The organism is Polaromonas vacuolata, assembly GCF_012584515.1.
Lineage (GTDB): Bacteria > Pseudomonadota > Gammaproteobacteria > Burkholderiales > Burkholderiaceae_C > Polaromonas > Polaromonas vacuolata.
In genome coordinates this window covers 1,607,501-1,621,615 of the sequence record NZ_CP051461.1, presented here as the reverse complement: position 1 = coordinate 1,621,615, position 14,115 = coordinate 1,607,501, and the positions used below count along the sequence as shown (strand labels likewise).

8 protein-coding genes and 2 rRNA genes are annotated in these 14,115 nt (G+C 51.0%); 6 read left to right on the top strand and 4 right to left on the bottom strand.

The annotated features are described in order from the left end of the window. Nucleotides 1–391: 391 nt before the first annotated feature. From HC248_RS07395 to HC248_RS07380, 4 genes are all read left to right on the top strand, one after another. Nucleotides 392–2,020 (top strand): BCCT family transporter, encoded by a 1,629-nt coding sequence (locus HC248_RS07395; RefSeq protein WP_168921933.1) that lies wholly within the window; start codon nt 392–394, stop codon nt 2,018–2,020. A 295-nt stretch (nt 2,021–2,315) separates the two neighbouring features. Continuing rightward, nucleotides 2,316–3,296, top strand: a complete 981-nt coding sequence (locus HC248_RS07390) for an NADPH:quinone reductase (protein WP_168921932.1) — start codon at nt 2,316–2,318, stop codon at nt 3,294–3,296. 264 nt (nt 3,297–3,560) lie between these two features. Continuing rightward, nucleotides 3,561–4,322 carry an SDR family NAD(P)-dependent oxidoreductase gene (locus HC248_RS07385; protein ID WP_168921931.1) on the top strand — a complete coding sequence of 254 codons (762 nt, stop codon included), beginning with the start codon at nt 3,561–3,563 and terminating at the stop codon, nt 4,320–4,322. Between the two features lie 46 nt (nt 4,323–4,368). After that, nucleotides 4,369–6,309, top strand: coding sequence for a YecA family protein (locus HC248_RS07380; RefSeq protein ID WP_168921930.1), 1,941 nt, complete (start codon nt 4,369–4,371; stop codon nt 6,307–6,309). A 21-nt stretch (nt 6,310–6,330) separates the two neighbouring features. Here HC248_RS07380 and HC248_RS07375 read toward each other — a convergent pair whose 3' ends face one another. Next, nucleotides 6,331–7,635: a Y-family DNA polymerase gene (locus HC248_RS07375; protein WP_168921929.1), complete on the bottom strand. Its 1,305-nt coding sequence runs from the start codon at nt 7,633–7,635 to the stop codon at nt 6,331–6,333. A gap of 8 nt (nt 7,636–7,643) precedes the next feature. After that, nucleotides 7,644–8,111 (bottom strand): LexA family protein, encoded by a 468-nt coding sequence (locus HC248_RS07370; protein ID WP_238342755.1) that lies wholly within the window; start codon nt 8,109–8,111, stop codon nt 7,644–7,646. Between the two features lie 316 nt (nt 8,112–8,427). Between HC248_RS07370 and HC248_RS07365 the strand changes: the two genes are divergently transcribed. After that, nucleotides 8,428–8,598: a hypothetical protein gene (locus HC248_RS07365; RefSeq protein WP_168921928.1), complete on the top strand. Its 171-nt coding sequence runs from the start codon at nt 8,428–8,430 to the stop codon at nt 8,596–8,598. Nucleotides 8,599–8,624: 26 nt separating this feature from the next. Continuing rightward, entirely contained in the window at nt 8,625–10,487 is a 1,863-nt protein-coding gene (locus tag HC248_RS07360) for a SpoIIE family protein phosphatase (protein ID WP_168921927.1), read from the top strand. A gap of 150 nt (nt 10,488–10,637) precedes the next feature. Here HC248_RS07360 and rrf read toward each other — a convergent pair. Together rrf and HC248_RS07350 are read right to left on the bottom strand one after the other, a co-directional pair. Beyond that, a 5S ribosomal RNA gene (rrf, locus tag HC248_RS07355) occupies nt 10,638–10,750 on the bottom strand. 224 nt (nt 10,751–10,974) lie between these two features. Continuing rightward, nucleotides 10,975–13,854: ribosomal RNA gene (locus HC248_RS07350) — 23S ribosomal RNA — on the bottom strand. Nucleotides 13,855–14,115 lie beyond the last annotated feature (261 nt).

Sequence of the window (14,115 nt, the reverse complement as noted above, 5' to 3'; positions counted from 1 at the left end):
GAAAAATACCATCAACTGGCACTTTAATCGAGTTCTAACTGCCAACCCGTGAGCTTTTGACATCGGCAATTACCCGAAAACCATTGGGACAGCTGCTATGCAGCTGAAGAACGCAAGCTGTGAAGCGGGTCTGCGCGACTCCTATCGGGCAAACCCGAGCAATAAATCCTATCAGGGTTAAAAACGGCAACAAATTTAATCTCATGATCTGAATCTAAAAACGATAAAAAAATCGTAAATACGCTAATAACTTACATATAAACTTAAAAGTAACAAAAAACACCACTGTGTTATGGTCACCACTTATTAAAAAGCCTGCCTGCGCAACACATCGCGCCCTACTCATACAGCTGCTTTTTCAGTCCACCTTAATCGATGAGGAGAATCCATATTGAACGATAAACACGACCCTATGGCGCCGGAGGGGAAGGTCAATCCCATCCAGACAGACTACGAGGTTGGTCAAGACAACATCGTGGCCAAGTTTGGTCCGCTTGGCCTAGACATTCACAACCCGGTGTTCGCCATCTCAGCACTAGCCATCATCGCTTTTGTGGTGATGACACTGACTTTCAAAAATAGCGTCGAACCCATTTTTGCCAGCGTACTCAGCTGGATTACGACGAATATGGATTGGTTCTTCATCAGCGCCGGCAATATTCTTGTACTGGCATGTATCGCACTGGCAATTTCCCCACTGGGCAAGGTTCGCCTTGGCGGCACCAAAGCCACGCCTGATTACAGCTATACGGCCTGGTTCTCTATGCTATTTGCTGCGGGCATGGGCATTGGCTTGATGTTCTACGGCGTCTCTGAGCCGTTGACACATTTCGGTACCGCCATGGGCGGTGTGACTATGGAGGATGGTGTGCGCACAGACTGGGCGCCATTGGGCGGCGCAGTCGGTGACGCAGTGGGCGCGCAGCGCTTAGCGATGGCCGCGACCATCTACCACTGGGGTCTACATCCTTGGGCCATTTATGCGATTTTGGCGCTAGGTCTGGCGCTATTCTCCTATAACAAAGGTTTGCCTCTAACCATACGCTCAGTTTTTTACCCCTTGTTAGGTGAGCGAATCTGGGGATGGCCAGGTCACGTCATCGATATATTGGCGATTTTGTCGACCATGTTTGGTCTGGCTACTTCACTCGGACTGGGCGCGTCGCAAGCCGCAGCCGGCCTGCACTATCTGTTTGACATACCGCTTGGCAGCACCACACAAATTGTGCTGGTCATTGGTATCACAGCAATTGCGTTGACCTCAGTACTGGCTGGACTAGATGCCGGTGTCAAACGCTTGTCCGAAATCAATATGATGCTGGCAGCATTGCTGCTGGTGTTTGTGATTTTGGTCGGCCCGACGCTAGCGATTGTTACCGGATTTTTCAGCAACATTGGCGCCTATGTTCAATACTTGCCTGCATTGGCAAACCCGTTTGGCCGCCCAGATGCTAATTACTCTCAGGGTTGGACCGCTTTTTACTGGGCTTGGTGGATTTCCTGGTCGCCATTCGTGGGCATGTTCATCGCACGCGTATCACGTGGTCGCACGGTTCGTGAATTTCTGATTTCGGTGCTCATCGTTCCTTCCTTAGCTTGCATTTTGTGGATGACGGTGTTTGGCGGAACCGCCATCACGCAACTGGTTGCTGACGGCTATCAAGCCGCGGCTAACGCTGCATTGCCGTTACAGATTTTCCTCATGCTGGACGCACTGCCTTTTGCACAGATTTCATCCTTTATCGCTATCGTGCTGGTGGTGGTTTTCTTCGTGACTTCGTCTGACTCTGGTTCGCTGGTGATTGACGTGATTGCCGCTGGCGGCAAGGTCGATGCACCCACACCACAGCGCGTTTTTTGGTGTTTATTTGAAGGCTTGGTGGCGATTGCTTTGATTCTGGGCGGCGGCTTAGTAGCCTTGCAAGCCATGGCGGTCTCGACCGGTTTACCCTTCACCATTGTGCTGTTGGTCGCCACGGTTGCAGTGGTCAAAGGACTGATGAGCGAGCCACGCGGCTAATACGCTTTAATCTTTAGTTTGTTTAGGGCCGCCGCTAAAGCGGCGCTAAACTGGCGCTAAACTGGCGCTAAACTGGCGCTATTGCCGCCTCCAAAGAAACGCTTGGTTAATCCTCAATCAGCGGTGAATCTCACTGTCGCACTAGCCGATCAATGCCAGCACTCGTATTCGACAGCAACACCAGCGGATCAATGCCAGCACTCACTTAGCAACGACTGCTGCGCTGTGTCATGATTTACTATTTTCTCTTGACAAAACTTCTCGCTTAAAAAACGCAGACTACAGAAAGATTTTCATGCTCGCAGCCAGTTACAAAAGTCTAGGTGCCGCCGATCAAGTGCTTGAATTCGGTGAACTTCCAACACCTGTGCCCGGGCCGGGCGAGGTTCGCGTCAAGCTGGTTTTTTCGGGTGTTAATCCATCCGATGTGAAGTCTCGCGCTGGCTCACGCGGTATGCCGTATGAGCGCGTGATTCCGCACAGTGATGGCGCAGGCCATATCGATGAAGTCGGCACAGACGTGAATGCCAATCGCATTGGCGAGCGTGTTTGGGTTTGGAACGCCGCTTGGAAGCGCGCTCATGGCACGGCAGCGCAATATGTGGTGTTGCCCGAGGCGCAAGCCGTGCTACTGCCCGAAGGCGTTTCAATGCAAGCCGGTGCCTGCTTAGGCATTCCCGCACTGACCGCTTTGCACGCGCTGCAAATGGCCGGTGGCGTTCAAGGCCAAAGCGTGCTGATTGCCGGTGGCGCTGGATCGGTCGGTCACTACGCGGTGCAAATGGCAAAACTACTGGGTGCAAAACATGTGGTGGCGACGGTCAGCAGCGATGTCAAAGCCAAACTGGCGCGCGACGCTGGCGCAGACACCGTCATCAATTACAAAACCCAAGACACGACAGCGCTGTGCCTAGAAGCGAGCGGCGGCGAAGGCTTGGACCGCATTGTAGAAGTAGACCTAGCGGCGAATATCGCTCTCGATCAAGCGGTACTAAAACCCAATGGTTGTATGGCGATATACGGTAGCGGCAAGGCTGAAATAGCGGTTCCGTTTTTGCCATCCATCATTAAAAACATACACATGAATTTTTTCATCGTCTATGAACTATCCCCGGCTAACCGCAGCATGGCAGTTAGTCAGCTCAGCGAATGGCTGGCAGCTGGCACGCTGCGCCACAATATCGCCAGCACGGTTGCACTGGCCGATGTCGTCAAGGCTCATCAGAGCGTTGAGCAAGGCGCAGTCGCTGGTAATGTGGTGCTTGAAATCGAGTGATCATCTAAGCAAGCTACATCCGATATGTTTGCACCTTGCTCGACAGCTTAGACACCTTTCTGTTCTGGAGATTTTTTCGGTCTTCAGGATTCGTGAAGACTCAAAATCCGTCTCCACATTGCGCTTATTTTTTGTCGTCACGCCATCGTGCGGCCTAACGCCACAAGCGCTGCGCGGCTGGAGGCAATGAAAAAAAAGGTTACGATAAAAAGTCCTCATCTCAAAAACACCAAAGCGCAGAGACCGCCTTAACCGAACCCACAAATGAATCAACTCGATCTAAAAGGCAGAGTCGCCGTCATCACCGGTGGTGCGCAAGGCATTGGCTTTGCTTGCGCAGAACGCATGCTGGCCTCGGGCGCGTCGCTTGCCTTGTGGGACGTAAACGCGACCAAGCTACAGGAAGCTGCTAGCGCACTATCGGCGATTTCAGATCAAGCTCAAGTCAGTACCGTACTGGTCGAACTCACCGATGAAGCCTCGGTACAAGCGGCAAGCCTTGCCACTATCGAGGCCCATGGGCGCATAGATATTTTGGTCAACAACGCCGGCATTACCGGCGGCAACGGCCCGACATGGGCGCTAGACCCTGCGGTCTGGCGCCGGGTGATTGAAGTTAATCTGATGGGGCCGTTCTTAACTTGCCGCGCCATCGTGCCGCATATGCTGGAAAACGGTTATGGCCGGATAGTGAATATTGCCTCGATTGCTGGCAAAGAGGGAAACCCCAATGCCTCGCATTACAGTGCCTCTAAGGCAGCCTTAATTGGCCTGACCAAGTCCCTTGGAAAAGAGCTGGCGACCAGCGGAATTTTAGTCAACGCAGTCACGCCGGCCGCAGCCAAAACTGCTCTGTTTGAAAGCATGAAGCAAGAGCACATCGACTTCATGCTGTCGAAAATTCCTATGGCGCGTTTTCTACAAGTCGATGAGGCGGCCTCACTGATTTGCTGGCTGGCGTCTGCTGACTGCGCTTTTAGTACCGGCGCGGTGTTTGATATTTCAGGTGGCCGCGCCAGTTACTGATTACACCTTTGCCCCGTCTTTAAATTTAACCAAAAATAATTTACCTATGGACAGCTTTGAATCCTTAGACTTTCAAAGTCAGCTTGAAATATTTTTACAGCTCACCGGTCGTCAGGCGTTTCTTAATCAAACACCGGAGCGCTTTACCCGGTGGTTTAAAGTCACACTGCCCGCGTTAGTGCCTTTTTTACTTGAGCAGTTACCGCCCGACCCTGAGGAAGTGAATATTTTTTTAGCCACGGCGGCCACCGCGATGTATGCAGATTTACCTATGCCGGCTAACGGACTACGCGCCCAAGCCAAGCCTAGGCAAGCGGCGAACGAGAGCTGCGCCTGCGGCTCGGGAAAACTTCACCGCAATTGCTGCGGCTCACCGTCCATGCCGCCTCTTTTTGGCGATATAAATTTGTTGCGCTACGTTTTAGACTCTTATCCACTATCGCGATTAAAAGAAGTTTGCACCACTCAAGCTGAGATTGATGCGGTCACAGACACCGCTGCGCAGTGGCTTGAAAACGGTGATGCACTTCGTGTGTGCGCTCTGCTTGAGCCGTATTTTTTGGGCACTGGGCCGCTGTCCGTTGAGCTCTCGCCACTGTTTGATCAGTTGATGAGTGCGTGGCAAGAACTGGGTCGTAAGGCCAAGCGCGAAAAACTTATTCAAACGCTTTTAAAGCGCGGCGACTCAGCCCTACAAAGCGATGCATTGCAGCGCCTGACCACCATGCAAGCCGATCGCGGCGACTATGCGGGAGCTTGGTCATCTTTTGTGCAGGCAAGCCACGCAAACCCGAATGATCCGGCGCTTAGTTTTCTAGAAATCACCATACTCATGAGCGAAAAGCGCATAGACGAAGCCAAGTCGCGCGCGGCCTGGTGGGCAAACTTTTTAGGTCTGCAGCGCGACCCAGAACTCCAGCGCTTAGTAGACAACTTGCACGAAATCGCCAACGATCCACACCTTGGCATGATGGGCATTGCCACTTCAGCCAATCAAGACCTGCAACGCCTGCATGCGCTTTTCATGGCCGCACCCGCACCCAAACTACGCCATAGTTTCGAGCTAATGATCCAGCCAGACAGCGAAGGCAAAGATCAGCGCATGGCCGCAGACTTTGAGCCAGATACGAGTTTGCGATGTCTAGAAGCCGACTGGCGCGATGTTTTCTATCAAACAAAACCCGACTTAAGCCGTGTGCAAAACCACGCGGATGATGTCTGGGATACGGCACCAAAATGGCTAGATTTACTGCAAAAAAATCCTGATTTATGGTTCAGCTTTGATGTACTGGACGACCTAGTGATGGCCTTAGACACAGTTCCCTGGGCCGGGGTTGAGCAGCGTTTGCTCGTACCCATGGCCGAACGCGTGGCCGAGCAGTTGCGCCTGACATTAGAAGCCGGTGCGGGTTCCGGTGGAGCGGTGCAGTGTCCGTGGATGATCGCTAGCCACCGGCCTATGCTGCGCAGCGTCGTGCATCTAGCTTTTCTGTGCCAGAAAGCGGACAACTGGGAACGCTTTATGGCGCTGGCGCATTGGCTGGTGTTTGAGTTAAACCCGAATGACAACCACGGTCTGCGTGGTGACTTGTCTTGCGCCTATGTGCGGTATGAGCGCTGGCACGACGTGTTGGCGCTGCAAACGCAATACCCGGATGATATGAATCCAGTGCTCAAACTCAACATCGTATTGGCCACTTTTGGTCTAGGTGATTACCAACGAGCCGCACAACTGCTGTTTCTAGCAAAGATCGAGCATCCGACTTTGCTCAGAATGTTGCTGCAAAAAATACCACCTAAAGCCGTCAAGCCTGATGGTGAATACGGCGTGCTGGTAGGCGGCCGGTATGAAGCTTGGCTTTATATAGAACGCATGCAGCAGTTTTGGGCGCGCGACAATATCTTGGGATGGGCACGCGAGGTATTTAAGTCAATCAAGTCAAAATCTGGAACTGATCTTACTTTTAAACCTAGCCAAAGCACATAAAACCTATCGCCTTTTCGAGCACTAAGTCCGGGCTACGGGTAGGTCCGCCCAGCAGGTGGTGTAGCCTGGCGTTTTGCGCTGCTGGCGCATGCTCCAAACGCGCTGCGAACCAGCTAATCCACTGCTCGCTAACAACATGGATCCACGCCCGTAACGCTGGTTGAGCGCATCCAACACTGGCATCAAACGATGGGCAGAGACGGCAGGCTCATCATCATCCAAGCTAAGCTCGCCTTGACACTGACTCGCCTCATGCAAGTCCAACAGCATCACACCGGCCTTGGCATAAAGGTAGCCAGGCAGAAAAATCCTATCCAGCCCACTGAGCGCGGCTTGCACAATCGCCCGGCTGTCATCGCTGGGCCGACGCAAGGGCACGACGATGGAGCGTGAATACTGTTTGTCCTGCGCTCGAAACGGACTGGTACGGATATAGACCAGTAATCGGGCCGTGCGACTGGCCTGGCGACGCAGTTTTTCCGCCGCACGACTGGCAAATTCGGTTACAGCCTCGCGCAAGTCATCACGCTCACTGACCGGTGCGCCAAAGCTACGCGTACAAGCGATCTCGTGCTTGGCAGTGGGTTGATCATCTAGGCCTATGCAGGCCATGCCTTGAAGCTCACGCACAGTGCGCTCTAGTACGACCGACCAGCGCCGCCTGACATTGGCCGGATCCATACGCGCCAAATCCAGCACAGTCGCTATACCGCCCTCTTTTAACTGAGCACCCAAGCGCCGGCCTACTCCCCAGACCTCGCCAACTGGGGTCGCGCCTAGCAATGCATATAGCTCAGCTTGACTCAGAGCACCTAGATTACAAACTTGTGCATATTGCGCCGGATAACTGCCGGGTTTGCGCTCAGCCGTTTTGGCGATGAAGTTAGCCAGCTTAGCCAGCGTTTTAGTCTGGCCAATCCCTATGCCGCAAGGAATACCTACCCATTGCAAGATGCGTTGGCGCACCTTGCGACTGCGCTCAGTGTGGTCACCGCGTATGCCGCTGAGGTCAACAAAAGACTCATCTATGGAATAGACCTCTTGGCGATGGCCAAGGCCAGCGGCTACGCTCATCATGCGGTCCGACAAATCACCATATAGCGCAAAATTGGCCGACAGCGCGACTAGGCCGTGGCTCTCAACGAAGTGGCGTATCTCGAACCACGGCGCGCCCATTTTGATACCTAAAGCCTTGGCCTCGTTAGAACGCGCAATTGCACAGCCATCATTGTTGGACAACACCACCAGCGGCAGAGCGTTCAGACTGGGGCGAAAGACGCGTTCGCAAGAGGCATAAAAATTGTTACCGTCAACCAAGGCGTACACGGCTAGCCTCAGATGGGAAACTGCTTGATCGCGGCGACCACCACACCCCAGACCTCTACCATTTGACCTTCTTTTGGGCTGATGTCGGCAAAGGTTGGATTAGCGGCTTTGAGCTTGATGCGGCCAGCGCGTTGCCACAGCGTCTTGCACACAAATTCACCGTCCACAACGGCCACCACCACATGGCCAGATCGAGGATTGATGGCACGGTCTACCAAGACAACATCGTTATCAAAAATACCTGCCTCACGCATAGACTCGCCGCGTATACGCAGTAAAAAAGTCGCCTGAGGGTGACGAATAAGTTGCTCCATCAAGTCGATGCGTTTGACCATATGGTCTTCGGCTGGTGAAGGGAAACCAGCAGCAACACTACACGGTAATGCGTTAACCCAACCCGGCGCATCGGTGAGCGGCAAGGGTGTATCTGAATGTAGAAAAGTTAACGGCATGCTGAAAAATAACTGTATATGCATACAGTATAGTCTTTAGATGCACGTTGATTAACATCTCTTGCCTTCTTTTTAAGCAATCTGTAGCAGCCCGCAACCAGCCTGACTTTGCGCGCTTATCCCAACGCTTATCCACAGCCTAGGGCACAGAAGCAAGGGACAACCTTTACAAAGTGTTGGGTAGCGTAAAAGACCTAACCGAGATAACAAAAGCAAATAAAACGCATACGCAATCCGCAGTGGACATTAATACTTAGATCAAACTACACTCAGTTGACATATGTTTCATTAAGAAACATTAATCTGGCGTTCAGTAAATCAGACATATTAAAAAAACTACATGAGCGACGTACAAGAAGCCAGTATTCAATCCGATCCCGTATTTTTTCGTAATTACAATCGAATTATCGGTACGGCCTACGCCAGCATATTGCTAGGAATCACACTTTTTTTTGGCATTCAATTGCAGCAGCGTTTGATGATGAAATCGACATCATTCATGGCCATGTAGAACGTCACGGCCAGTTCATGGAGTTCATGTTGGCGGCCTCCGCGGAACAACTCGAAGCGTTACGCATGATCGCCGGCACACCACAAACGGCAAACCTTCAAGACAAACCGGCGTGCACTAATCAACGTAGTCCGGACAGCCGCTATGAGCTAAGCGAGACTGTGAATGGCTTTAATCGTGATGAGGTGAGTGACCGCGATAACGGCGGCAACTTACTCGGATATGGTTCGCTCAAACAGCGCAGCGCGCAGTTTTACTGCGATGTCGATACCGCCATGGCGCTTAACAAAAATCTCCAGTCCATGACTTTCAACCTGCCACACATCGCCCGTGTGCGGTTCGTATCTGTGCATCACTTTGAGCTAATTTCACCTTGGCAACCCGCGGCAGTGCTACCACTAGAAAAATCCATCTGGTCTAACGAAACTTGGCAGCAAGCGCAAGTCAAAGCCAATCCAAATCGTCTGCGATTTTGGTCACAACCTTATTTTGCGGGCGAAGAAATTGGTCTACTCGCGCCGGTCTCCGCCCCGGTATATGACATAGACCGGTTCATGGGCGTGATCTCGGTAGACACCAGTCTTGACTACCTCAATCGCGACAATTCAGAGTTTGGTTACCCCTTGGGAACAGTTTCAATGGTCGATGCAGAAGGCCGAATTATGGCCAACCCAAAAATCTTCAAAGATCCTCTACAAGTGCGTGAACCGGGGCAGTGGAATCAAGCATTTAACCCAAAAACCTTGGCATCGATTGCCGCACTCAACGCGCTTCCAAACTCAAAAACGGCAACAGTAGGCAGTGATATTGTGCTGCGCAGGGCTTTTGTCGCCGCACCTTGGCAATTGGTTTTTAGCGTACCCCGCATAACACTTTGGGAAAAAATACTACTTGATCGTGGCGGCGATATGCTGGCTGTACTGTTGGGCTTGGCATTGCTGATGGCCGTGACCTACGTAGTGACTTCACGTGAATTTGTTAGTCCAGCAGCTAAGTTAGTGGCTTATTTAGTGGCCGAGTCCAACTTCAGGCCAGGGCCTATTCCATTAGTGCCTCAAGCTTGGCGGCCTTGGTTTGATGCAATTGCCAAGGCTTTTCGAGAATCATTACAATTAAGTAGCTTACGTCGTGAAATCGATATCGCCGCCAAACTACAGCAATCAATATTACCCAGACACTGGCCAGCAGATACACGCTTTTCACTATGGGGCACTATGCGAGCAGCGAAAGATGTGGGGGGCGATTTTTATGACCACTTTGAAATTGACGGCATGCGCAACATGGTGGTGGCAGACGTAAGCGGCAAGGGAATTTCTGCAGGACTATTCGGCATGCTATCGAAAACACTGCTGCGCACAATTGCAATTCATAGTGAGCAAGGTCTAGGTGCAATCGTTGAAAAAGTTAACGAGGGACTTTGCGAGGACAACGAAAACTGCATGTTTGTCACAACACTCTTTGCACGCTACAACCCAAAAGACGGCAGCCTGAACTATATCAACGCAGGTCACCCACCGCCTATGCTAATTCGCCAAGACGGACAAGTGGAATGGTTAGCGCCAACTAAAGGCATTGCTCTAGGAGTTATAGAAGGGAGTATTTACAAGCAAGGAATCACACGGTTGCAACCAGGTGATTTGCTACTGATGTATTCAGACGGCGTTACTGAAGCAATCAACACCACTGAAGATGAGTTTGGCAGCAACAGATTGGCAGATCTATTCAAAGGTAATGTTAGTAATTCTCCAGAAGAAGCTGTCATGAGAGTGCTTCAAGCAGTAGAAAATTTTGCACAAGGTGCAGAACAATCAGATGACATCACATGCTTAGCATTGCGCTGCGCTGCATTAGGCGAAAACCAAATCAATATGAAACACGAGTCTTCATAGAGCGTTCTGGATACGCAAACAAACCCAACACGTTTAAGCAAGGTTAAAAAAATAGAATATATAGGTGGTGCTTGTCGACAGAATGTCGAGAGCACAAAAAAGAAAAGCCCAGTCGATCACAAGATCAACTGGGCCAGTCTAGGCATAAGAGCCTGACGATGTCCTACTTTCACACGGGAATCCGCACTATCATCGGCGCTAAGTCGTTTCACTTTCCTGTTCGGGATGGGAAGGAGTGGTACCAACTTGCTATGGTCATCAGGCATAACTTTTTGATCGACTGAGTCCGTGCGCACCAGGGTTTAACCAGCAGCGCACCCTCAGCCCATCGAATCTATAGAGCAAATTAGCTTTTGTCGTAGTAAATGCACACCATGCCTGCTGCACAGCGTGTCTTTTTGTTTTCTTGAATGCGTCAACTTGGCATAACACCTTGATTCACAAACTGCCTGTGTCTCCACAATCAATTCGAGACTTTCAAAGTTATAGGGTCAAGCCTCACGAGCAATTAGTACAGGTTAGCTTAACGCATTACTGCGCTTCCACACCCTGCCTATCAACGTCCTGGTCTTGAACGACTCTTTAGGGGGCTCAAGGCCCCGGCAGATCTCATCTTGAAACGAGTTTCCCGCTTAGATGCTTTCAGCGGTTATCTCTTCCGAACTTAGCTACCCGGCAATGCCACTGGCGTGACAACCGGTACACCAGAGGTTCGTCCACTCCGGTCCTCTCGTACTAGGAGCAGGCTTCCTCAAATCTGCAGCGCCCACGGAAGATAGGGACCAAACTGTCTCACGACGTTTTAAACCCAGCTCACGTACCTCTTTAAATGGCGAACAGCCATACCCTTGGGACCGGCTACAGCCCCAGGATGAGATGAGCCGACATCGAGGTGCCAAACACCGCCGTCGATATGAACTCTTGGGCGGTATCAGCCTGTTATCCCCAGAGTACCTTTTATCCGTTGAGCGATGGCCCTTCCATACAGAACCACCGGATCACTATGTCCTGCTTTCGCATCTGCTCGACTTGTCAGTCTCGCAGTTAAGCACGCTTATGCCATTGCACTATCGTCACGATGTCCGACCGTAACTAGCGTACCTTCGAACTCCTCCGTTACACTTTGGGAGGAGACCGCCCCAGTCAAACTGCCTACCATGCACTGTCCCCGATCCAGATAATGGACCTAGGTTAGAACCTCAAACACACCAGGGTGGTATTTCAACGTTGGCTCCACCGAAACTAGCGTCCCGGCTTCAAAGCCTCCCACCTATCCTACACAGGTCTGTTCAAAATCCAATACAAAGCTACAGTAAAGGTTCATGGGGTCTTTCCGTCTTTCCGCGGGGAGATTGCATCATCACAAACATTTCAACTTCGCTGAGTCTCAGGAGGAGACAGTGTGGCCATCATTACGCCATTCGTGCAGGTCGGAACTTACCCGACAAGGAATTTCGCTACCTTAGGACCGTTATAGTTACGGCCGCCGTTTACTGGGACTTCAATCAAGAGCTTGCACCCCATCATTTAATCTTCCAGCACCGGGCAGGCGTCACACCCTATACGTCGACTTTCGTCTTAGCAGAGTGCTGTGTTTTTAATAAACAGTTGCAGCCACCGATTTTTTGCAGCCTTTCTCGGCTCCCCAAGTAAATGGTTCACCTACCAAAGGCACACCTTCTTCCGAAGTTACGGTGTCAATTTGCCGAGTTCCTTCTCCTGAGTTCTCTCAAGCGCCTTAGAATACTCATCTCGCGCACCAGTGTCGGTTTGCGGTACGGTCGTGTGTAGCTGAAGCTTAGTGGCTTTTCCTGGAAGCAGGGTATCACTCACTTCGTGTGCAAGCACACTCGTTATCACCCCTCATCTAAGCCCGGCGGATTTTCCTACCAGGCATGACTACAGGCTTGAACCAACATATCCAACAGTTGGCTGAGCTAACCTTCTCCGTCCCCACATCGCACTACACATCGGTACAGGAATATTGACCTGTTTCCCATCAGCTACGCATCTCTGCCTCGCCTTAGGGGCCGACTCACTCTACGCCGATGAACGTTGCGTAGAAAACCTTGCGCTTACGGCGAGGGGGCTTTTCACCCCCTTTAACGCTACTCATGTCAGCATTCGCACTTCTGATACCTCCAGCAGGGTTTACACCACCACCTTCACAGGCTTACAGAACGCTCTCCTACCACGTACAAATAAATTGCACATCCGCAGCTTCGGTAACTGGCTTAGCCCCGTTACATCTTCCGCGCAGGACGACTCGATCAGTGAGCTATTACGCTTTCTTTAAATGATGGCTGCTTCTAAGCCAACATCCTGACTGTTATAGCCTTCCCACTTCGTTTCCCACTTAGCCAATTTTAGGGACCTTAGCTGGCGGTCTGGGTTGTTTCCCTCTTGAGTCCGGACGTTAGCACCCGGTGCTCTGTCTCCCAAGCTGTACTCATCGGTATTCGGAGTTTGCCTTGGTTTGGTAAGTCGCCATGACCCCCTAGCCAAAACAGTGCTCTACCCCCGATGGTAATACTTGAGGCACTACCTAAATAGTTTTCGGAGAGAACCAGCTATTTCCAAGTTTGTTTAGCCTTTCACCCCTATCCACAGCTCATCCGCTAGTTTTGCAACACTAGTCGGTTCGGACCTCCAGTGCGTGTTACCGCACCTTCATCCTGGCCATGGATAGCTCACTTGGTTTCGGGTCTACACCCAGCGACTGTCGCCCTATTCGGACTCGATTTCTCTACGGCTTCCCTATTCGGTTAACCTTGCCACTGAATGTAAGTCGCTGACCCATTATACAAAAGGTACGCAGTCACCCGTTTCCAGGCTCCTACTTTTTGTAAGCATACGGTTTCAGGATCTATTTCACTCCCCTCCCGGGGTTCTTTTCGCCTTTCCCTCACGGTACTAGTTCACTATCGGTCAATGATGAGTATTTAGCCTTGGAGGATGGTCCCCCCATATTCAGACAGGATTTCACGTGTCCCGCCCTACTTCTCGCAAGCTTAGTACCACAAGTGTGTTTTTGCATACGGGACTATCACCCACTATGGTCAGCCTTTCCATGCTGCTTTGCTAACACTCTTGCTATTACTTGCAGGCTCTTCCGATTTCGCTCGCCACTACTCTCGGAATCTCGGTTGATGTCTTTTCCTCGAGCTACTGAGATGTTTCAGTTCACCCGGTTCGCCACGCAGACCTATGTATTCAGTCAGCGTTACCCCGAAGGGTGGGTTTCCCCATTCAGAAATCTCCGGATCAAAGCTAATTTGCCAGCTCCCCGAAGCTTATCGCAGGCTATCACGTCTTTCGTCGCCTATCATTGCCTAGGCATCCACCATATGCTCTTATTCGCTTGACCCTATAACTTTGATTTCTCATAAGCTATCTTCAAGGAATGATTGTGTGGTCTTACACCACACGCGTTATGCCGTATCTTCCAATTATTCAATAAATTACTATCGAAATTAAAAGTTTCTTTTGACGCAATCAAAAAATTATTTACTACTATGTCGCTAGCGGCACGGTCTGCACTAAACCTTTACGAATGTGCAGTTTCCGCTAACGACGCTAATTTAACTCTATAAATTTTTAAAGAACAGCCAATAATTGAAATGAATCA